The sequence below is a fragment of the Desulfosediminicola ganghwensis genome (genome assembly GCF_005116675.2).
GTDB lineage: Bacteria > Desulfobacterota > Desulfobulbia > Desulfobulbales > Desulfocapsaceae > Desulfopila > Desulfopila ganghwensis.
Window position 1 is genome coordinate 2,388,527 of sequence record NZ_CP050699.1, and the last position, 20,770, is coordinate 2,409,296.

General features: G+C 49.5%; 17 protein-coding genes. 13 read left to right on the top strand and 4 right to left on the bottom strand.

From position 1 onward, the window contains the following. The first annotated feature begins 205 nt into the window (after positions 1-205). The 8 genes from FCL45_RS10120 (at position 206) to FCL45_RS10155 (ending at position 8,374) form a co-directional block, all read left to right on the top strand. The gene (locus FCL45_RS10120) at positions 206-751 is read left to right on the top strand and encodes a hypothetical protein (protein ID WP_136796312.1); all 546 of its coding nucleotides are present in this window, start codon (positions 206-208) and stop codon (positions 749-751) included. 373 nt (positions 752-1,124) lie between these two features. Further along, positions 1,125-1,853, top strand: coding sequence for an amino acid ABC transporter ATP-binding protein (locus FCL45_RS10125; protein ID WP_136796313.1), 729 nt, complete (start codon positions 1,125-1,127; stop codon positions 1,851-1,853). A 75-nt stretch (positions 1,854-1,928) separates the two neighbouring features. Then, on the top strand, positions 1,929-2,756 hold the full coding sequence (locus tag FCL45_RS10130; protein WP_136796314.1) for an ABC transporter substrate-binding protein: 828 nt from the start codon (positions 1,929-1,931) through the stop codon (positions 2,754-2,756). Positions 2,757-2,837: 81 nt separating this feature from the next. Continuing rightward, positions 2,838-4,613 carry an amino acid ABC transporter permease gene (locus FCL45_RS10135; RefSeq protein WP_136796315.1) on the top strand — a complete coding sequence of 592 codons (1,776 nt, stop codon included), beginning with the start codon at positions 2,838-2,840 and terminating at the stop codon, positions 4,611-4,613. A gap of 224 nt (positions 4,614-4,837) precedes the next feature. After that, the gene (locus tag FCL45_RS10140; protein WP_136796316.1) at positions 4,838-5,767 is read left to right on the top strand and encodes a metal ABC transporter solute-binding protein, Zn/Mn family; all 930 of its coding nucleotides are present in this window, start codon (positions 4,838-4,840) and stop codon (positions 5,765-5,767) included. 22 nt (positions 5,768-5,789) lie between these two features. Continuing rightward, on the top strand, positions 5,790-6,308 hold the full coding sequence (locus FCL45_RS10145; protein WP_136796317.1) for a hypothetical protein: 519 nt from the start codon (positions 5,790-5,792) through the stop codon (positions 6,306-6,308). Further along, positions 6,298-7,119, top strand: a complete 822-nt coding sequence (locus FCL45_RS10150) for a metal ABC transporter ATP-binding protein (RefSeq protein ID WP_136796318.1) — start codon at positions 6,298-6,300, stop codon at positions 7,117-7,119. The genes FCL45_RS10145 and FCL45_RS10150 overlap by 11 nt, the downstream gene beginning before the upstream one ends. Further along, positions 7,112-8,374 (top strand): metal ABC transporter permease, encoded by a 1,263-nt coding sequence (locus FCL45_RS10155; protein WP_136796319.1) that lies wholly within the window; start codon positions 7,112-7,114, stop codon positions 8,372-8,374. Before FCL45_RS10150 ends, FCL45_RS10155 begins: the two co-directional genes overlap by 8 nt. A 154-nt stretch (positions 8,375-8,528) precedes the next feature. Here the strand turns inward: FCL45_RS10155 and cydB are convergent, their stop codons facing one another. Continuing rightward, entirely contained in the window at positions 8,529-9,557 is a 1,029-nt protein-coding gene (cydB, locus tag FCL45_RS10160; RefSeq protein ID WP_136796320.1) for a cytochrome d ubiquinol oxidase subunit II, read from the bottom strand. Next, positions 9,554-11,113 (bottom strand): cytochrome ubiquinol oxidase subunit I, encoded by a 1,560-nt coding sequence (locus FCL45_RS10165; RefSeq protein ID WP_136796321.1) that lies wholly within the window; start codon positions 11,111-11,113, stop codon positions 9,554-9,556. The genes cydB and FCL45_RS10165 overlap by 4 nt, the downstream gene beginning before the upstream one ends. 1,100 nt (positions 11,114-12,213) lie before the next feature. On the opposite strand from FCL45_RS10165, the gene fusA reads away from it, so the two are divergent. The 4 genes from fusA (at position 12,214) to FCL45_RS10185 (ending at position 16,209) form a co-directional block, all read left to right on the top strand. Beyond that, positions 12,214-14,295: an elongation factor G gene (gene fusA, locus FCL45_RS10170; RefSeq protein WP_136796322.1), complete on the top strand. Its 2,082-nt coding sequence runs from the start codon at positions 12,214-12,216 to the stop codon at positions 14,293-14,295. A 121-nt stretch (positions 14,296-14,416) separates the two neighbouring features. Further along, positions 14,417-15,112: a P-loop NTPase family protein gene (locus FCL45_RS10175; protein ID WP_136796323.1), complete on the top strand. Its 696-nt coding sequence runs from the start codon at positions 14,417-14,419 to the stop codon at positions 15,110-15,112. Between the two features lie 98 nt (positions 15,113-15,210). Beyond that, positions 15,211-15,987 (top strand): phosphoribosylformimino-5-aminoimidazole carboxamide ribotide isomerase, encoded by a 777-nt coding sequence (gene hisA, locus FCL45_RS10180; RefSeq protein WP_136796324.1) that lies wholly within the window; start codon positions 15,211-15,213, stop codon positions 15,985-15,987. A 48-nt stretch (positions 15,988-16,035) separates the two neighbouring features. Further along, a complete protein-coding gene (locus FCL45_RS10185) occupies positions 16,036-16,209 on the top strand; it encodes a hypothetical protein (RefSeq protein WP_153305540.1) in 174 nt (57 codons plus the stop codon). Between the two features lie 87 nt (positions 16,210-16,296). Here FCL45_RS10185 and FCL45_RS10190 read toward each other — a convergent pair whose 3' ends face one another. Both FCL45_RS10190 and FCL45_RS10195 read right to left on the bottom strand, forming a co-directional pair. After that, positions 16,297-17,127, bottom strand: coding sequence for a ribonuclease H-like domain-containing protein (locus tag FCL45_RS10190; RefSeq protein WP_136796325.1), 831 nt, complete (start codon positions 17,125-17,127; stop codon positions 16,297-16,299). An 88-nt stretch (positions 17,128-17,215) separates the two neighbouring features. Further along, entirely contained in the window at positions 17,216-19,036 is a 1,821-nt protein-coding gene (locus FCL45_RS10195; protein ID WP_136796326.1) for a DEAD/DEAH box helicase, read from the bottom strand. A 648-nt stretch (positions 19,037-19,684) separates the two neighbouring features. Between FCL45_RS10195 and FCL45_RS10200 the strand changes: the two genes are divergently transcribed. Beyond that, entirely contained in the window at positions 19,685-20,716 is a 1,032-nt protein-coding gene (locus tag FCL45_RS10200) for a DUF2157 domain-containing protein (protein WP_136796327.1), read from the top strand. Positions 20,717-20,770 lie beyond the last annotated feature (54 nt).

Here is a 20,770-nt window from a genome sequence, read left to right on the forward strand (position 1 = left end):
CGAAGGGGCATCTGTTATGCACTCAAGGCCCCGTATTCTTATCATATTCATCGTGCATTCACTTGTTGCAGGGTCCGTTTGAATGAGCTCTTTCCTGTACAGATTGCGTTCTGCAATTGGTACAGAATGAAAGTTTTCGTTTATCAGCACAATGGGAAGCGTTCAGGGTGAGAGGTTACACTAAAACATGTTTTCAGGGGGAATTATGAAACGTCTGATGTTGCTTTTGTGTTTGCTTGCTGTATTGAGTGGCTGCGGTCAGAAGGTGCCGGTTCTAGGTGATGGTGAGAATTTGGGAATGCTTGCGGTTCCCATGGATGTATACAATAACACCGGTTTTCCTTTCACCAGATACTTTGTCCTGTCAAATAGCGAAAATCCGGATTTTTCAGTGAGGCTTGATCCGTGTGTTGGTCGCTATTTTGCACTTTCAGAACCGGTTCCACCGGGCGTATATGTTTTTGATACTGAAACTACCTATCTTGTTCCATCATCCCGCTTTTCTTCTAGCACCCATAAGGGAAGCAGACGGTTAAATCCTCCCTGGAAAGTACAGGTTGAGAAAGAGACCCTGTTAATTGCAGGGCAAAAATACTCCGTAATGTTCAAAAAGGGCGAAAACCATATGTATTGGACAAATACCGATATTACTCATCTGGACTGGAATGAGAGAAAAGATTACACGGAAAAACTGACCCAATTGGAAAATGCAGACAAATGGCGTATTTTAGGGCAATGGGAGCAGTATTGAGAGGAAATGACAATCCTGGCAAGTTAAAGCAGTAGACGGGTTTTGTGGTAGAGACGCTACGGCTTTCGGCAGTTTGCTCTGTATTTGTAGTAAAAAGTAAGTATAACAGGTGGTTGTAATCGGGCTGGAGATCAGGGATGATCTCCAGCTTTTTTTATTTGGTCTCACCTGCGGGGGGTGTTAACTGATTATTGTTCCTTTTGTATTGTAAAAGTGACAGGAGGGGGGGGAGAATTAAATTCAGCAAATGATGAAGTTTGGGTAAAAAAATAATGAATAATAGCTCTACGGCGGATTTTCCATTGCCCACTTGTCACTGTTTTGTTAGTAATATTTGGATTCGTTTCTTGTATACAAAAAATCGGGGGATACTGTGATTTCGTTTAATAAGGTCAACAAGTGGTATGGGGACTTCCACGTCCTGAAGAATATTGATCTTGAGATAGAGCATGGTGAGGTTGTCGTTGTCTGCGGTCCGTCCGGGTCCGGTAAAAGTACGTTGATCAGGTGTATCAACAGGCTTGAGCCGATCCAGGAGGGAAGCATCGTCGTTGACGGTATGGACGTGAATGATCCTCGCACAAATATGACCCATCTACGGGCCGAGGTTGGCTTTGTTTTTCAGCAATTTAACCTCTATCCTCATATGACCGTGCTGGATAACATAATGTTGGCCCCGACCTTGGTGCGTCGCATAAACAAGGATGAGGCCAGAAAAATTGCTATGGATCTGCTGCATAAGGTAGATATTCCAGATAAAGCAAATTCTTACCCTTCTCAACTGTCCGGTGGTCAGCAGCAGCGTGTGGCAATTGCACGAGGCCTTGCCATGCGTCCGAAGATCATGCTCTTTGACGAGCCGACAAGTGCACTTGACCCCGAGATGATTAATGAAGTTCTGGATGTAATGAAGTCTCTGGCCCGTGAGGGCATGACTATGATCTGCGTTACCCATGAGATGGGTTTTGCCCGTGAGGTTGCCGACAGGGTAATCTTCATGGACGACGGCAATCTGGTTGAGCAGAACAGCCCGGAGGAGTTCTTTAACAATCCACAGAACAGACGTACCAAAGACTTCTTAAGCAAGATTCTCAGTCATTAACGGCTGAGGGAGAAGAGGCAGAACCCGTCGGTATAGAGCCTGCGGGGAGTACTAATCATTATTATAGGAGAAGATATGAAATTTCTGAAAGTTGGTGCAATGGCAGCGGCTTTCTGCATTGCCACCGCAAGCATGGCATTTGCAGGCCCCACCTATGACCGTGTTATGGGTGACAAGGTTGTAAAGGCAGGTATTTCCAACAAAGGTAAACCTTTTGGCTTCATCGATGCCAACAACGAGTGGGTTGGCTTTGACATGGACATGGCAAAAGAGATCGCCAATCGTCTTGGCGTGAAGTTTGAGCCTGTCGTCGTAAACAACAAAACCCGCATCTCCTTTCTGCAGACCAATCCACCCAAAGTAGATATGGTTCTGTCCAACATGACCCACAAGCGTGTACGTGATGAGAAAATCGACTTCTCCATCACCTACTTCTTCGATGGTCAGAAGTTCCTCGCCAAGAAAGGTGCAATTGCTGATGGCAAGGATCTCGCAGGCAAGAAAATCGGTTCCATGCAGGGCACAACTTCCATCGTAAACGCGAAAGCATACCTTGAGAAGATGGGTGACACTGATCCTAAGGTAACCGGTTACCAGAACGAGGTTGAGATGTTTGAGGCTCTCCGTTCCGGTCGTGTTCAGGCTATCTCCACTGATTCCACTCTGCTGATCGCTCTTGCAGCCAAAGAGCCGGGTAAATACGAGCTGGTAGGTGAATTCATTTCTGATGAGCCTTATGGCGTAGGTCTACCGCAGGATGATTCCGCATGGCGCGATATCGTCAACTTCACCATCCAGGATATGTGGAAAGATGGTAAGTACATGGAGATCTACAACAAGTGGTTCGGACCAGATACCGAGACCCCATTCCCGATGACTGAAAAAATTGAAATGTGGCCGTAATCAATTAACCCGGTTACAGATTTTCAAATTTTCCTTATCCCGGGACCCATGGTTCCGGGATTTGTCTGTTGATGGATGCCAATGTTTACGCACTACATGAATAAGACCTGGGTGCAGAACCTGTCACTGGTTCTCATGCTGGGATTGATAGCCTATTATTTCGGGTTTGTTTTCAACTTCGATTACAAGTTCAACTGGAGTGTTCTCTACACTGAGACCGAGTATGGCAATATGGGCCATATGCTCCTGAATGGCTTGAATCTGACGGTGAGTATCTCGTTGTACTCTGCTGTGCTTGCCCTGGGGCTCGGTACTCTGTTTGGATTAGCCCGATTATCGAATTTTAAACCGGTGTATGTGTTTGCAAGCGCATATGTCGAGTTTTTCCGTAACACCCCGCTGCTGGTACAGCTCTTCTTCTGGAACTTCGCCCTGCCTGCAGGTTTGCCTGAAGAACTGAAGATGAAGCTCTTTGAACTCGATTTCGAGTTCTGGGTGGCAACCCTCGGGCTGGGTATTTATACCAGTTCATTCATGGCGGAGGTTATCCGTGCAGGTATCCAGTCTGTCCCGAAAGGGTTGCTTGAGGCTTCATACTCTTCCGGCCTTACCTACAGTCAGTCACTGAGAAAGATCATCCTGCCACTGGCTTTTCGTGAGATTATTCCACCCCTGGGATCGGAATTTCTCAATAATATGAAAAACTCCTCCCTGGCGATGACCGTCGGTGTGGCTGAGGTGTGCTGGTCTGCCCAGGAGGTTGAAGCCCTGACCTACTCCGGTTTTGAGGCAACCGCAGCAGCGACTGCTATTTACCTGACCCTTTCGCTTATTATTGCAATTTTCCTGAACCTGGTGAATGCCAAGCTGAAGATCGTGGGCAACGATGGTGCCACCACGACCCGCAGAATAGCGGATCTGATCTTCCTGCCAGTGGTGAAGGTTTCACAGATTCTTTCCGATCTGCTCTGGCATCTGGGTAAGGCTCCTGTCGATTCCCGCACGCTCTCACCGGGTGCTGCGGCATGGTTGAAATTTCGGACAACCTGCTGGGCGGCCATTGTGTTCACAGTCAAGGCGCTGTTTGTCGCTTTCCTTTTGGGGATTGTATATCAGACGGTGAAAGGGCTTGCCTCGTTCAATTACCAGATAATCTGGGACAATCTCCGTGCGCTTCTGATCTGGCGCTTTCCCAACGGTGGCTCCACCGAGGTATTCTGGGGGCTTGGTGGTCTTTCTATGTCCATCATCATGGCCGTAATCAGTATCTCGTTGAGTTTCATTATTGGCCTGGTTGTCGGTGTCGGTCGTACTTCTGACAACCGTGCAATCAAGGTTCCCTGTATGTTCTATATTGAACTTATTCGAGGGAATCCGTTGATTATGGTAATTTTCTGGGTCTATTTCTTTCTGCCGCCGATTCTCAAGATTCAGCTTGATGTATTCTGGAGTGCGACCCTGGCCATGACCATCTTTTTTGGTGCCTATATTGCCGAGATCGTACGCGGTGGTATTGAAAATATTCCTAAAGGACAGGTGGAAGCGGCCGTATCAACTGGACTCGACTATTTCCAGACCATGCGAAAGGTCATCCTGCCGCAGGCGCTCAAACAGATGCTGCCCGCCATTGTCGGCATGTTTATCGCTGCGTTCAAGGATACCTCTTTAGCCTATATCATAGGTGTTATGGAGCTGACCACGGCGGCATACTCCATCAATAACCGTTTGATGCTCTATCCATTTGAAATCTATACTACTATTGCGGTATTGTATTTTGTCTGCTGCTACCTCATGAGTCTTTACGCCAGGAGGCTTGAGCGTAAGCTCAGCCCAGAGAGCGTTCGTCTGGCAATGTAATATTCATAAAAAACCTCCGGGGAATTCCTTCCCGGAGGTTTTTTTCTCTTCCCTTCCCCTTCGTTTGAAGGTTGTTGGTTTGATAATGAAAATCGTTTTCATTTCAGACTGATACCTTTTCTTTTCAAGATCTCTGATATATCCTTTCTCTAGACTATTTCTTTTGCTGTAAGCTCTACTGTGTTGGTTTTTTATTATTGGAACGAATATCGAAAGAGGAAGCTATGTTCAGAATAATACTGGTTTTGAGTGCCTGTTTTTTACTACTCTCTGCCGTTGGCAATGTCGGGGCTATGGAGGCCGGGACTCCTTTTAAAGTAGTCGCGTCCACCACCCAGATTGCCGATTTTGCCAGGCAGATAGTTGGTGATCGCGGCGAAGTGCTGAGTGTACTGGCACCGGGCGCCGATCCCCACACCTACCAGCCGACGCCGGCTGATGTACAGTTGGTTCTGGCGGCAGATCTCTGCCTTGAAAACGGAATACATCTGGAAGGTAAGAGCTGGATGGCCACTCTGGCTAAAGATGCCGGTAAACCTCTGGTAACGACTACCGAAGGACTGGCGCCTTTGAGTATAGACCAGGGTGGCGAAAGTATCATGGACCCCCACGCCTGGTTTTCACCGAAAAATGTGGCTCTGTATGTCAATAATATCACCAGGGCCATGATGAAATTTGATCCCGAAAATTCCAGCGAATATCAAGCCCGGGCCAAGCTCTATCTGCAGCAACTCAGGGTCCTCGACGGCTGGGTACGCGAGCAGGTGAATCGTATTCCGCCGGAGCGCCGTATCCTGGTAACCACCCATGATGCTTTCAACTACTTCTGCCGGGAATATAAGTTCAACCCGAATAATGATTTTCTCTCTATTGCCCCGGTCGGCTGGTCTACAGGCGCTGAAGTGGGTGCGGGTATTACACCCGAGCGCCGGCGAATGGTGGTACAGTCGATCAAGGACTCAGGTGCTCCCGCAATTTTTGTCGAAACCACTATCAACCCCAAGCAGATCAGGGAAATCGCCAGTGAGACAGGGGTGAAAATCGGCGGGGCGCTCTATTCCGACTCCATGGGGCCCGAAGGAAGCGCCGGGGAAACCTATATCGGCATGATGCGGGAGAATGTGCTGCTGATAGTGAATGCACTCAGTCAATAATTAATAGTGTTAAGGGGTTGTCATGAGATTTGTCCTTACAGCAGTAATCTGGATCGTCATAGTGGGAGGGCTGTGGGGATACACCCGGCAGCGGCTGCAGGCTGAGGCGGGAATTGAGCGCATTCAGCCGCAGCTGGTTCAGGTTACACAGAAGTTCGATCTTATCCTGACACCTACTTTTTCCGTTGAGCCCGACCCTTTTGCGCTGCAGGTAACGGATGAGCTTGCGGTCACTATGGATTTGCGTATCAATGGCCAGCAGGTCGCAATTGCCGCTGATAGTCTGCAGCGAGGAGTCCCGTTGGTGATCGAGGATGTTCGTGGCCTGGTGGAAGGGCAGAATGAGATTTATGTCCAGGCTAGCCCACCGTTATCTGAGAGCGAAAAATCACATGCGGTGAGAGTCCAGCTCAGGAGAGCGAGTTCATCACTGATGGATAACACTATCTGGGCAAGTCAGGGAGCGAGAGTGCTGGGTACGGTGAATTTTGTTTTAACCGCCAGGGGTGATAGTGGAACAGGGGAAGCAGATGAACACTGAAAAAACAGTTGAGGCACGATCAGATTTTGCGGTTGAGGTGGAACATTTGACGGTCAGCTATCATGCACGGGCGGCCCTGCTCGATGTAAGCGTGAGTATTGAGCATGATCAACTGGTAGGGGTTATTGGCCCCAATGGTGCAGGAAAATCCACTTTTATCAAGGCAGTTCTCGGTTTCGTCAAGCCGGATCTCGGTACGGTGAGAATCAACGGCAAGAATGTGCAGAAGGTAAAGGGGCAGGTGGCCTATGTGCCCCAGCGTGGCTCTGTTGACTGGGATTTTCCCATCACGGTCCAGGAAGTGGCGCTGATGGGACGTTATCAGAAAATTCCCTGGTATACAACACCAGGCCGTCGTGACCGGGAAGCTGCTCTGGAAGCGCTCGAAATGGTGCGAATGGAAGATTTTGCCGACCGGCAGATAGGTGAACTCTCAGGCGGACAGCAACAGCGGGTGTTTCTTGCCAGGGCGCTCTCCCAGGGAAGTGATATTCTCCTGCTTGATGAACCTTTTGCCGGAGTAGATGCGGCCACTGAAAGGGCCATCCTCGATGTGCTTGGCAGGGCCAAAGAGGCTGGCAAAACCCTGGTGGTGGTACACCATGACCTTGCGACAGCTGCCGAGTATTTCGACAAGCTCATCCTGATCAAACAGCGACTTTATGCCTACGGCACGCCGGAGATGGTGTTGCAGGAAGAACTGCTCAGTAAAGTATATGAAGGCCGCTTGCGGATCTTTGCAGATCTGAAAATGGGCGGGGCGGCTGCAGGCACACCTGTAGGGACAGTAAAGGAGGAGAGCAATGCTTGATGCATTTCTTGCACCGCTTCAGGAGACCTATTTTCAAAAGGCGCTCATTGGTGGGTCCATTGTAGCGGTGGTGGCCGGTGTGGTTGGCTGCCTGGTGGTGTTGCGGCGTATGGCGTTTTTGGGTGATGCCCTCTCCCACGCCATGATCGCCGGTGTGGCCGGCGGTTACCTGGTTATGAAGATGTTCTTTGGCCTTGAGGCCCATGCCCCGGGTATGCTGCTCGGCTCCTTGATCGCAGCAATAGCCACAGTGGCTTTGATCAGCTTTGTGTCAAGGGTATCGCGTATCAAGGAGGACACCACCATCGGGATCATGTATACCGGGATTTTCGCCCTTGGTGTTGTCGCAGTTTCCGTCTTTCGGCACTATATCCATATTGATCTCATGCATTTTATCATGGGTGATATTCTCGGGGTGGCCGATACCGATCTCTGGGTAAGTGCTTTTACAGCAGCGATAGTGCTGACAATTATCATCCTCTTTTTCAGGCATTTTCAGATTGCCACATTTGACCCGGTCATGGCTGCCTCCATCGGCCTGCCTGTGCTGTTGCTCGACTACCTGTTGACGATATGCGTTTCCCTGGTGGTGGTGAGCGCAGTGAGCATGGTTGGAGTGATCCTGGTGGTCGGGCTGCTTATCACTCCCGCCGCAACCGCTTACCTGCTCAGTGACCGGTTGGATCGCATGATGGTACTCGCCGGAATTTTTGGGGTGACCAGTGTTATTGGCGGTCTCTACCTTTGTGTCTGGCTTGATTCCGCCGGTGGTGGCGCGGTGATGCTGTTTTGCACCCTGCAGTTTCTGGTGGTTTTGGCTGTCGCTCCCAAATATGGCCTGCTGGCCCGCTGGCTGCGCCTGAAACGACTTGTTCCCCAGCAAGTGGTCGAAGATGTGCTGACCACCATCCTAAGGCATGGTAAAGCCACTTCACTTCCAGTGATTCGAACCTATGTGGAAAGTGGTCAGGGGGGGCTGCGAAAAGCACTCAAGCGTATGATTCAGGATGGCCTTATCGCAGAAGAGGTCGAGGGGTATGTTCTTACGGCAGAAGGTCGCAAGGAAGCGGATAAGGTACTCAGAGCGCACAGGCTCTGGGAGGCATATCTGGAGCGGATTGGAACACCGAAAGAAGAACTGCATACCACCGCCCATCAACTGGAGCACATCGGCGATGCCGCTGAATATCTTGACGAGCGATTGGGGAAAACAAAGAAAGATCCGCATGGACAGGTTATCCCGGAACCTCGTTAATGTGCGGTAGCTTTTAACTAATTATAAACCGGAAAATTCAGCAGTTCAGACGGCGTCATATTCGAAGTTTTCGGCAATACACTATAGATTGTCCTATGTGTATTGCCGAAACACTGAAGAAGATGGCGCCGTATGGTTTGCTGAATTCTATAGATTAATAGCTGTTCTCACCTAGCTGCACCTTCCCTCTAAATGTCCAGTAAATGATCGCGGTGTAGGAAAGGACCATGGGCATACCAATTGCCACGATCAACAGGCCGATCTTCTGGGTCAGTGGGCTTGAGGCTCCGTTGAAGATGGTGATTGAGTATTCAGGGTTGTTTGTCGCCGGCAGCAGGTTTGGGTAAAGAGCTGCGCTGAACAGGAAAACCAGCACCGCAATGGCGAAACAACTGCTGATAAAGGCATAAAAGGGTTTTTTCTGCTGAATGGCCCTGTATATATTAGCAATGGCCAGAAAATTGAGCAGGGGAACGAGCCAGAGAATCGGGTAGTCGCTGAAATGGTGGATGGAGGCGGGTACAAAGAGTGTTGACCAGAGAGTGACAACTATAAAGAGAGCCAGGAAAGCAAAATATGTACCTTTCATCCAGTGAAAGAGGCGATCCTGTAACTCTCCTTCCGTTTTCATGTACAAATAGATTGATCCGTGCATGGCGAGGAGCGCCACGGTCATCAGACCAACATTGATACTGAAACCGTTGAGCATATCGAGCATTGTACCCTGGTAGTCACCGAGTTCCGAGATGTTCAAACCTTGCATCAGCGTACCAATTGCCACACCGAAGAGCAGTGCCGCCAGTGTCGATCCTGTAAAAAAAAGAATGTCCCATAGGGTGCGCCAGGCTTTGCCCGATCGTTTTGAGCGAAACTCGAGTGAGACGGCGCGGAAAATCAGGGCAAAGAGCAAAGCAACGAAGGGGATATAGAAGGCGCTGAATATTGAGGCGTAGGCGTTGGGGAACATGGCAAAGAGTGCCCCGCCAAAAGTCACCAGCCACACTTCGTTGCCGTCCCAAAGGGGGCCTATTGAGTTCATTACCAGTCGCCGCTCAACATCCGTCTTTGCCACAAAAGGATGCAGTATGCCTACTCCCAGATCGAATCCGTCTAGGATGGCATAGCCGATCAACAGTACGTTAAGCAGAATAAACCAGATTATACAGAGTAATTCGGTACTCATATCGAGCCTCCCTCTGCCTCTTCTTTATCAAGGCGGGCGTGCTGGCGGTCCATTGCAGCGTGCCGAATGCCATGGGTGTCGGTTTCGTCATGTTCTTTAAGTGGTGTGGGGCCGGTTCGTATTTTCCTGTCGAGCACCATGATCCACACCGCAGCAAGTGCAAGATAGAGCAGGGTGAAAAGCGCCAGTGAGGTCTTTGCTTCTTCGACACTTACTGCTGCACTCACGGAGTTACTGGTCCTGAGGCCGAGAGTCTCATCATAGTTATAAAAACCGTCGGGACCTGTAACGAGGTCTGTACCATCGTCAGTCCACACAATTGGCGGATGAACGGTCCAGGGTTGGCGACCCACCTCTGCAGCTATCCAGCCTGCCTGGTTGGCAACCATGACAAAGCCGATGGCGAAAACGAAACTCCAGAGTAGCCATCGCTTATTCTGTATTGTTTTTCTATAGTTGTAGTACAACCCAAGTCCGGTGAGGACGATCATAAGTCCGCCAAAGCCAACCATGGCGCGCCAGGAAAGATAGGGGATAATGATAGGCGGCCGATCTTCTTTTTTGAAACGGTCGAGCCCTACGACTTTCTTGCTGAAGGTGAAGTCATCAAACATCATGAAGCTGAGGCCGCCGGGGATGCTCAGATCAAAGTGTATCTTCTCCGCCTCACCGTCCGGCCAGCCGATAAGGTTCAGGTCTCCCCGGCCGGTGTCAAAGTGTGCTTCAAAAGCGGCCAGCTTCTCCGGTTGGTATCTGTAGGTGTTCTGGGCCTGGGTATGACCATTTATTCCCAGACCCAATGAGGCGATAAATGCAAGGACCAAAGCGCCATTAAAGGATTGCTTGGCGAATTGCTGGTGGCGATTTTTCAGGAGGTAGTAAGCAGAGACCGAGAGCACGAAGAACGCGCCGACAGCAGCTGCCCCAAGTAAGGTGTGGCTGAGCCGTTGTACCGTGGTGGGGTTAAAGACCAGATCCCAGAAATTGACTATTTCAGCCCTGCGCTGAACGACTCCATCAACCACCCAGGGAGCGAGGCTGGTTGTACCGTCGGTCAGGGTCTGTTCGCGCATGATCTCCACGATATGATGTCCGGCGGGTGTCTGCTGCCAACTGTTGGCCACGATGATCCAGATGGCCGAGAAGGTAGAGCCGAGCGCGACCATGTACACACTGAAGAGATAAAAGCCCCGCTTCACTCTTTCCCTGCCGAAAGCGACAATGGCAAGAAAGCCGGACTCCAGAAAGAACGCAAAGATTCCCTCCGCGGCAAGGGCGCTGCCGAAGACATCCCCGACAAAACGTGAGTAGGTGGCCCAGTTGGTGCCGAACTGAAACTCCATGACAATGCCACTGGCGACGCCGATGGCAAAGTTCAGGATGAAGATCCTGGTCCAGAACTGGCAGGCCACCGCGAATGATTTGTCCTTGCTGAGGTAGTTTCTCGTTTCCAGGTAGGCCAGAATGATGCCCAGACCGATGGTCAGGGGGGGGAAGATGTAATGGAACATTATCGTGAAGGCAAACTGTAGTCGCGAAAGTAGAACAACATCCATAAATGAACCTCCCAAAGACTGAGCTGTCGGAGTTTGACTCTATTGACTGACGCATTACGACGAGAATTGCCATTGTGGATATAGCAATCCTATCGTAAAAAAAACATGAAAACAAATGGATCATGCAGGGAAAGAAGGACGTTGGGGGAGTTCATGGCTTACATGAGATAAACGCTGTCAGAAGCGGTGTAGTGAATACGGTGCAGGCAATTATCTTTTTAGCTGAAAAGAGGCATTGCCTCGCATCTCCATGAGGCGACGAGGGTAGTCTTTTCTTGATGGCCTCACCAGCTGTCTACGCATTGGCATCTACAGAAAAAACTCTGAATGCTTGCTAGATGTAATAGGGGAAAAAGGAATAACTCATATATCCAGTTATCTGATTCTTAGAGATATTTTACGATTATTATCCCTGTCTTGCTGGTTGTGCAAAGAATATGTGCACATTGAAGAACGAACCAATTGATAGCAGGGGAAGAATTTCGTGCGTATTTTTCTTGATGTCAACGAGTCCAGTGCTTACCTGATAACACAAACATCGTGCCCGGGGGGGTATGGAACTAATCGCTCTAAATCCGATGGTTATTTGCCATGCAAATCTCCGGGAGGATGAAAACGCAAGGCGATTTTAATTTTAACCTGATATTTGAAGAGTTTTGTTTGTGACGTTCTGGAGTTCCAATTTTTCTGGTGTATAGAACGTGAGTGAAAAACAGCGTCAAAGATCACAGGCGAACGTTTTTTTGTAGCAATTATGTCATGTCTTGTGTAATGTGCGCGGTTTTCTGAAGAGCTTTTCGGTTGTCAGGCGAACAGCATGCCTGTTGAAGTGAAGTTCCCAGAGTTTTGAATGTTTCTCAGAGTGTCAGGATTAACGACCTGGTTTTGCTTGGGAGACCGTAGTTTATAGGGAACCGCAAGCCTGACGGGAACATGCGGGGCGATGCTTACAGTGTTCAATTCCTGACCTTGATACGTAGCATATCAGTCGAATAGGGAGTTGCAGAGTGCTGTAGCTCCTTATTTTTTTTCATTACCCAAATGACAGACAGTGGGGCCGGAACCATTCCGGTGTGCAGAGTTGGTAGAGGATAGCAGCCATGAGAGATTTATCAAAAGTACGTAATATTGGTATCAGTGCCCATATCGATTCGGGTAAAACTACCCTGACCGAGCGTATTCTGTTTTACACAGACAGAATTCACGCAATTCACGAGGTTCGCGGCAAAGATGGTGTCGGCGCTAAGATGGACTCCATGGAACTGGAGAAAGAGCGTGGTATTACCATTCAGTCCGCAGCGACGTATTGTTCCTGGAAAGATCTCGATATCAATATTATCGATACCCCAGGCCACGTTGACTTTACCGTAGAGGTTGAGCGTGCACTGCGTGTTCTTGACGGTGCGATTCTGGTTCTCTGCTCCGTTGGTGGTGTACAGTCCCAGTCCATTACCGTTAACCGCCAGATGACCCGCTACAACGTTCCGCGCATCGCTTTCATTAATAAGTGTGACCGTACTGGTGCCAACCCTGCGAAAGTAACCCAGCAGCTCCAGGAGAAGCTTGAGCTGAACGCGCACATGCTGCAGATGCCGATTGGCCTCGAGAACGACCTTGAAGGTGTTATCGACCTGATCACCATGAAGGCAATCTACTTCGATGGCGACAATGGTGAGATAATCCGCGAGGAAGAGATCCCTGCCGATATGCTCGACGAAGCTCAGGAGAGACGTGAGTCTCTGCTCGAAGAGATCTCCATGTTCTCCGAAGAGCTGATGGAAGCACTGCTGGAAGAAGGTGAAGTAGATACGCAGCTCATCTGGGATGCCGTACGAAAAGGTACTCTTGCGCTTGAGTTCACCCCGGTTCTCATGGGTTCTGCTTACAAGAACAAAGGTGTTCAGAAGCTTCTGGATGCGGTAGAACTCTTCCTGCCAGGACCAAAAGACGTTGTCAATATGGCCCTCGACCTGAAAAATGAAGAGGAAGAATTTGCGGTAACCAACGATCCTGCAGACCCGCTGATCGCCCTGGCGTTCAAACTGGAAGACGGTCGCTACGGTCAGCTCACCTATATCCGTACCTATCAGGGTACGCTGAACAAAGGTGACACCGTAATCAACACCCGTACCGGTAAAAAAGTGAAGATCGGTCGTCTCTGCCGCATGCACTCCGACGAGATGGAAGAGATCGATTCATGTGGTTCCGGTGACATCGTGGCGCTGTTCGGTATTGACTGTGCTTCAGGCGACACCTTCTGTGCTGAAGCCGTTTCCGCATCCATGACCTCCATGCACATTCCTGAGCCGGTTATTTCTCTGGCGATTATCCCGGTTGATAACAAGGCCCAGGTTAACATGTCCAAGGCGCTCAACCGCTTCACCAAAGAAGATCCAACTTTCCGCTCTTTCGTGGACAAGGAGACCGGTGAGACCATTATCTCCGGTATGGGTGAGCTTCACCTTGAAGTGTACACCGAGCGCATGAAGCGTGAGTACAAGGCAGAGGTTGAGGTTGGTGCTCCGCAGGTTGCATATCGTGAGGCGATCTCCCAGCGTGCAGAGTTCAACTACACCCACAAGAAGCAGACTGGTGGTTCCGGTCAGTTTGGTCGTGTTGCTGGTTTCCTCGAGCCGCTTGAGGACGAAGAGTACGAATTTGTTGATTCCATCGTGGGTGGTGTTATTCCACGTGAGTTTATCAGTTCCTGTGATAAAGGTTTCAAGAAGGCGATCGCTAAAGGTTCTCTTATCGGTGCTCCTATCACCGGTGTCAAGGTTACTATCAACGATGGTGCCTTCCATGCGGTTGACTCCTCCGACGTTGCCTTCCAGCTCGCTTCCGTAGGTGCTTTCAAAGAAGGTTATATGAAGGCGAAGCCGCAGATCCTCGAGCCGATCATGAAGGTTGCTGTTGAAGGTCCTTCCGAGTTCCAGGGTGGTATCATGGGTTCCATCAACCAGCGCCGTGGTATGATTATCGGTTCTATGGAAGAAGGTCTCTATACCGTAATCGAGGCAGAGGTGCCGTTGTCGGAGATGTTTGGTTACTCAACCGTTCTTCGCTCCCTTACCCAGGGTAAAGCGGAGTTCACCATGGAATTTGCAAGCTTCAAGCCTGTGCCGAAGACTGTTAGTGAAGAACTGATCAAAGCTTTTCAGGAAGAGAAGAAGAACGGTTGATTCTAAATCAATAACCGTTTAGATATAAAAGATATCGGGAGCATCGAATGGACTCCCGGTATGTTTTAAGCTGCATGAGAAGACGTGCACACGCAACCACGAAATATGACGAGGTGATTTCATGGCGAGCAATGATTTGGTAGTGAACAACCCTCTCAAGGCTATCGGCCTTGAAGAGAAGGCGAAGAGCGGAAGCAAAAGTATGGGCCTGGTTATGTCCCGCGCTGGTTTGGGCAAAACCGCAGTGTTGGTCCAGTTTGCACTCGACTGCATGCTGCTTGGTAACAAAGTTCTGCACATATCCATTGGTGAGACAGTGGATAAAACCAGAGCCTGGTATGATGATATTCTCTCCCTCATTGCTGATGGTGAGAAGCTTGAAGATCTCCCGGCCGTAATGCAGAACAGAATGATCATGACCTTCAAGGAGAGCTCTTTCTCCAAAGCGGTACTGGAAGAGCGCCTGGACGATCTGGTAGAGCAGGATATTTACAAGCCGGAGTGTCTGATCATCGATGGGTTTGACTTTGCTTCAGCTGATCGTGCTACAGTGGAGGAAATGCGCAGCTTCATGGAACAGCGTGGACTGAAAATGATCTGGTTCTCAGCTATTCGTCATCGCGATGACGAGAGATTGAGTTCCGATGGTGTTCCTGCTCCGTGTCACGAGATCGACGATCTGTTCGACACTGTTCTGGTAATCAATCCAGCCGGTGAAGAAATGAATCTCGACATCGTGAAATGCGATGAGTGCACAGTTGATCCCGGTACTTCTTTGAAGCTCGACCCTTCTACCATGCTTATTCAGAAGGTATAAGAGCTGGAGTCGTCATCGACTTTGCAGTAGAACCATAGTAAATGGAAACGGGATGTCCGCTTGTCGGGTATCCCGTTTTTTTGTTTTTGAGGGACAGTATGAAATTCAGACCATGTATTGACCTGCATAACGGCACGGTGAAACAGATTGTCGGCTCCTCACTCAGTGATAGTCAGCCAGGTGAACTGAAAACCAACTTCACTGCGGAAAAGCCATCCTCGTATTATGCCGAGATGTATAAACGGGATAATCTCACTGGAGGGCATATAATCAAATTGGGCCCTGGTAACGATGAGGCAGCGCGTGAGGCCTTGGCAGCCTGGCCCGGGGGAATGCAGATCGGTGGGGGAATTACCGCCGACAATGCTGCCCAGTGGCTTGATTTTGGGGCAAGTCATGTGATCGTTACTTCATATGTCTTCTCAGCTGGTGAAATTGATCGGGAACGGTTGCAGAAGCTCTATGCAACTGTCGGACGTGAACGGCTGGTTCTCGATCTCAGTTGCCGGAGAAGAGGTGATGAGTATTTCATTGTTACTGATCGTTGGCAGAAGTTTACTGATGTGATCATAAGTAAAGAAGTTCTGGAAGATCTGGCTGGATACTGTGACGAGTTTCTGATTCACGCCGCAGATGTGGAAGGGAAATGCTCCGGAATAGAAAAGGTGCTGGTGGAAAAGCTGGGTGAGTGGTGTCCCATTCCAGTAACATACGCCGGTGGAGTCCGGGATTTGACCGATTTGCAGGCCATCCGTGATCTGAGCAGTGGTCGCCTTGACGTTACAGTGGGCAGTGCGCTTGATATTTTTGGCGGTACCACCCTCAGCTACAGTGATGCAGTGCAATTCTGCAGAAAGGGAGAATCTGCAGCGTAGCATTGGTGATCTACGCTGCTTCATTGGCGATTCAGACATTCTTACGGAATGATTACAAACGAGAGATGCCTGAATCTTGACCTACTGATTTTCTTTATCTACAATGCCCCGGATCGCACAGATGATGAGCTGGATGTGATGGGAAGAGAATATTGTGAGCCGGGGAAGTACGGTGAGACAGAAGTTATGATCGCCGTCGAAGGCAGGTTGCTGACCGTTTAGCGGGACGGGGCAGCGCAAAAAAACGATTGCGCGGTCTTATCAAAATATGCAGCTGATTCACCTGAAGCGCTATGGTGGTGTCTGCACTTACAGGGTGTATCGTCTTTTAATCCGCTCCACGCAGGTGAGATCCGCCTGAAATGGCAGGGGTGGTGCCAGGGCATGGGGCAGTTTCAGCTCTTTCGCGAAAGGAGTCTGGGAAATATTCCTGTTGTAGGCCTCTATCATCAACTGCTCAAGGTTTACCGTATCTTCTATATTATAGGCCAAGAGAGTCTCGAGAGCCGATTCGTCATTATAGCTTTTATATTCCCGCCAGAGCAGAACCGCAAAGTAGCCGTCTACTCCTTCCAGGCCACCTCGGTCTATCCCTAACATTTTTTCACAGCCTTTCAGGCCGCCCTTGAAGCCGAGCCGGGCAAGCACATATCGGAGATCTATCTGGGCGTGATCTAAGGTGATCTTGAAATATCTTTCCAGAAACGGGATATCGAATGATTTGCCGTTGTAGCTGACCAGTACCTTGTAATTCCAGATATCATTCAGGAAATCATCGAGGTTGCGGCCGTTGACATAGTATTTGACCTCCGCACCATCATAGAGGGCGATGGTGGTAAGGTCGGCATCTTCGGCAAGACCGGTGGTTTCTATATCGATATAGGCAGTCTGGTGCCGGTATTGCGGAAATATGCGCCAGACTTCATGGGAAGCCAGTCTTTCGGTAAAAAAAGACGGGTCGGTGTCGAGGGCCTCATCGGAGTTCTCGAGGAGGCTTATAATCTCATTTCTGCTGCTGTTTGGCAGGCGAACAGGTGCAGGTTCCTGCCACTGGTCCCAACTTGTCACTCCAGCTTCCCAGAGTTTTTTTTCCGTGGCCGGGCCGATACCCGGGATGTGACAAAATGTATTTTGCAGCATTTCTGAGAATGTGATTGAAACAGCGAGCAGAGTTATAATGCTCTGCTCGCCGTAGGATTATCTGTTTTCTCCTATACAGGAGAGAGGATCATGCCGCTTTTGAACGTGAGCTATTGCTCTTGGCAAGACTCTTCTGGCGAGGGCCCTTTTTGAAGTTGTTTCTGCGGGGCTTGTCACTGCGTGTCTTGCGGCCGTCGTTGCCAAAATTGTCACCATCCGGCTGGTCGTCAGCTATTCTGGTTCGCATCAGGCGGCCATTCACGCGGACATTCTGCAACATGCGCAGGACCGGTTTTGGCATGCCATTGGGCAGGTCAACGGTGCTGTAATCCTCAAAAATGGAAATGCGACCGATATATTCACTGCTGATATCCGCTTCGTTGGCTATGGCGCCAACAATATTGGCAGGGCGAACACCGTGGACTTCTCCAACTTCTATGCGGTACCTGTCGAAACCATCCTGGGAGTTGTGGTTCTCGTGTTTTTTGCCACGAACTTTCCTGTCGCTGCGTTTGCCACGCTCCTGCTCACCATATTGATCTCTGGAATTTTTGCGAGGCGCAGGCTTGGGAAGATCTTTCAACAGCAGTGGAGTTTTGCCCTGGGCGATTTTGGCCAGTGCTGCAGCAACATCTTCAGCAGAGGTTTCAGTCTCCTGGCAATATTCACTGATCAGCTGGGAGAAAAAATCGCAGTTACCTGAAAGGGTTTCTGTGATTCTGTTCTTATAGGCCGCAATACGTTTCTGGTTAATCTCCTTAACCGATGGCAGCTCTATCTGCTCAATACGTTTTCTGGATGCACGCTCAATGGATTTGAGCATGGATCGCTCACGTGGGGTCAGAAACAGGATGGCTTTACCTTCACGACCAGCTCTGCCGGTTCTGCCGATACGGTGGATATATGCCTCGGCATCGAAGGGGACATCGTAATTGACGACGTGACTTACCCGTTCTACATCCAGGCCACGTGCGGCAACATCGGTGGCTACCAGAATATCGAGCTTACCGGACTTCAGCTGCTCGACGGTACGTACTCGCTGGCTTTGCGCGATATCTCCGTTCAGGGCTGCGCATGAGTAGCCAAGATCACTGAGTTGTTCTGCAAGCTCAACAGTTTGCATTTTGGTACGAACAAAGATCAGCATCCCTTCAAATTCTTCAATTTCAAGGATTCGGTTCAGCGCTTCCTTTTTGAGCTGAAAATTTTTCACGATCAGGTACTGCTGGCTGATGGTGGAAGCGGTTGCCGTCTTATTCTGGATTGTAATTTCAATTGGCTCATTCAGATGAGTAACCGCAATGCGCCTGATGGAAGGCGGCATGGTAGCGGAGAAAAGAGCAATTTGCCGCTCTTTCGGTGCCTGGTCCAGGATCCACTCAACGTCTTCCAGAAAGCCCATCTTGAGCATTTCATCAGCTTCATCAAGTACAATGGATTCGATAGTGGAAAGGTCGAGGCTGCCCCGGCGAATATGGTCCATAACCCGGCCTGGTGTACCGACAACTACATGTACACCGCGGTCCAGCTGTTGAAGCTGGCCGACGTAGTCCTGGCCACCATAGATTGGCAGTACCCGCAACTGTTTCATGTTGGTGCCATACTGCTTAAAAGAATCACTGACCTGAATAGCCAGTTCGCGGGTGGGAGCTAAAACCAGCACCTTGGGCCTGGCCTTTTTGACGGGCTGAATCCGACTCAGCAGCGGCAGGGCGAATGCCGCAGTTTTACCGGTTCCGGTCTGGGCTTGGCCGACAACATCTTTTCCGGCCAGGACATGGGGAATCATCTTGGATTGAATTGGAGTCGGCTCGGTATAACCTGCGCTGTCAAGTGCGCGGAGAAGTGGTTCGGTGAGACCGAGTTCACGGAAATCTTGCGGCATTATGGTAAGAAAATCGTTAGACATGGTACATCCTATGCTGTTGTATTGATTCCTTCTGGAGAGGCGTTTGACGTCATCTACTCGGGAAATGATGGCGGTATCACTGAAGGCAAGGAAAACTATCTCTGCCTGTTATCGCTTAATCGGGGAACTCCCCACCGCCGCTCAGTGCCTCTCCAGATTTCTCAGCATGTCCATGGCTGATCTTGCTAAGCGCCGCTTAGTTATAGTTAGGTAATGTTCTTAATACCCGTTGTATAACGTTCGCGCTTTATACTGGTCCGACACTCACATAAAAACCCTTCTATCTAACAGCTATCCGTAGTATCTGCAATGCTTTTCTTTCAGGCAACGGATAGCCTCCGAAAATATTGTGCAAAAAAACAAGGATAACTGCTCAACACTTTTGACATTTATTGAAAAGATGCTGAATTCTGTTTAAATCAGTACCCATTTAAAATAGTTTCAATACCATATTCTGCAAAATAAAGTGTCCGGTAAAATGAAAAATGGCAGAAATCGATTATGAGTAACGCTGATGGAATAGATGATATCACACAATGAGCAATTATGGCGGGCCGTCGTGCACTCTTCTGAAGCTGAACTTTCTGCAAAGGCTTGAGTGATGTCGTCCATGAGTTCTCTGAATCCTAAGGAAAGTCTGGTGGGGCGATGAAATTGAACAGGAAAAAATTACAGGAGGCGGTGGGCGCTGAGATTCTCTCCAACGAGCAGGCGGACAGACTCTGGAGCTTTTTAGAAAAACATCCCACCGCCGGGCCCCGCTTTGACTTTACCCATGTCCTCTATTATATGGGAGGGCTGACCGCTATCGGCGCAATGACCGTTTTCATGACTCTCGGCTGGGAGAATTTCGGTGGTTGGGGAATATTCGGTATCTCCATGGCGTATGCTGTGTTCGGCGTGATCATGGCCAACATGTTCAGGTCAAGAGGATATCATGTGCCTGCAGCGATCTGTGCAACCTTTACCGTGGCGATGACTCCGCTGGCAATTTACGGTCTGCAACAGGCCATGGGATGGTGGCCTGATTCAACACAGTACCAGGATTACCATCGCTATATCCGTTATCACTGGTTGTATATGGAATTCGGTACATTGGTGGTCGGGGCCGTAATGGCCTATGTCTATCGCTACCCGTTTCTGCAGATGGTTATCGCTGCAACACTCTGGTATCTTTCAATGGATCTGGCTGCAATGATCGCCGGCGGCAGGCCGGACAGGGAGTTGCGTGCCAATGTCTCCATGTGGTTCGGCCTGGCCAATATTCTTTTTGCCTTCTATGTTGATTTTCGATCAAGGAAGTCTGCAGATTATTCATTCTGGCTGTACCTCGCCGGAGTACTGGCTTTTTGGGGTGGCATGACCTCTCTTGATTCCAGCAGTGAAGTTTCGCGTTTTTTCTATTTCGTCATTAACCTGTTAATGATCGGTTTCGGGGTATTGATCTCAAGGCGTGTTTTTGTGATATTTGGTGGAATTGGGTGTTCTTTTTATTTGGGACACCTCGCTTTCAGCGTATTCAAGGCGAGTTGGTTGTTTCCCATTGCATTGGCGGCGATCGGTTTTGTTATTATTTATCTCGGAGTGCTATGGCAGAAAAATGAGAAGAAAATGACCGCAACGATGCGATCGTATCTGCCTGATTCGTTGAAAGAGATGCTTGATAATCGATCGGCCTGAAAGTGAGTGTTTTCGAATCAAAAACGCTGTAAAGCTGAATGCAGCATAAGCTCT

Excerpts from the sequence above, each read along its gene's own strand:
- FCL45_RS10195 (WP_136796326.1), bottom strand. The coding sequence starts at position 19,036 with ATGTCTAACGATTTTCTTACCATAATGCCGCAAGATTTCCGTGAACTC.
- FCL45_RS10130 (WP_136796314.1), top strand. The coding sequence starts at position 1,929 with ATGAAATTTCTGAAAGTTGGTGCAATGGCAGCGGCTTTCTGCATTGCC.
- FCL45_RS10200 (WP_136796327.1), top strand. The coding sequence starts at position 19,685 with ATGAAATTGAACAGGAAAAAATTACAGGAGGCGGTGGGCGCTGAGATT.
- FCL45_RS10145 (WP_136796317.1), top strand. The coding sequence starts at position 5,790 with ATGAGATTTGTCCTTACAGCAGTAATCTGGATCGTCATAGTGGGAGGG.
- hisA (WP_136796324.1), top strand. The coding sequence starts at position 15,211 with ATGAAATTCAGACCATGTATTGACCTGCATAACGGCACGGTGAAACAG.
- FCL45_RS10165 (WP_136796321.1), bottom strand. The coding sequence starts at position 11,113 with ATGGATGTTGTTCTACTTTCGCGACTACAGTTTGCCTTCACGATAATG.
- cydB (WP_136796320.1), bottom strand. The coding sequence starts at position 9,557 with ATGAGTACCGAATTACTCTGTATAATCTGGTTTATTCTGCTTAACGTA.
- FCL45_RS10175 (WP_136796323.1), top strand. The coding sequence starts at position 14,417 with ATGGCGAGCAATGATTTGGTAGTGAACAACCCTCTCAAGGCTATCGGC.
- FCL45_RS10140 (WP_136796316.1), top strand. The coding sequence starts at position 4,838 with ATGTTCAGAATAATACTGGTTTTGAGTGCCTGTTTTTTACTACTCTCT.
- FCL45_RS10135 (WP_136796315.1), top strand. The coding sequence starts at position 2,838 with ATGTTTACGCACTACATGAATAAGACCTGGGTGCAGAACCTGTCACTG.
- fusA (WP_136796322.1), top strand. The coding sequence starts at position 12,214 with ATGAGAGATTTATCAAAAGTACGTAATATTGGTATCAGTGCCCATATC.
- FCL45_RS10185 (WP_153305540.1), top strand. The coding sequence starts at position 16,036 with ATGATTACAAACGAGAGATGCCTGAATCTTGACCTACTGATTTTCTTT.
- FCL45_RS10155 (WP_136796319.1), top strand. The coding sequence starts at position 7,112 with ATGCTTGATGCATTTCTTGCACCGCTTCAGGAGACCTATTTTCAAAAG.
- FCL45_RS10190 (WP_136796325.1), bottom strand. The coding sequence starts at position 17,127 with ATGCTGCAAAATACATTTTGTCACATCCCGGGTATCGGCCCGGCCACG.
- FCL45_RS10120 (WP_136796312.1), top strand. The coding sequence starts at position 206 with ATGAAACGTCTGATGTTGCTTTTGTGTTTGCTTGCTGTATTGAGTGGC.
- FCL45_RS10150 (WP_136796318.1), top strand. The coding sequence starts at position 6,298 with ATGAACACTGAAAAAACAGTTGAGGCACGATCAGATTTTGCGGTTGAG.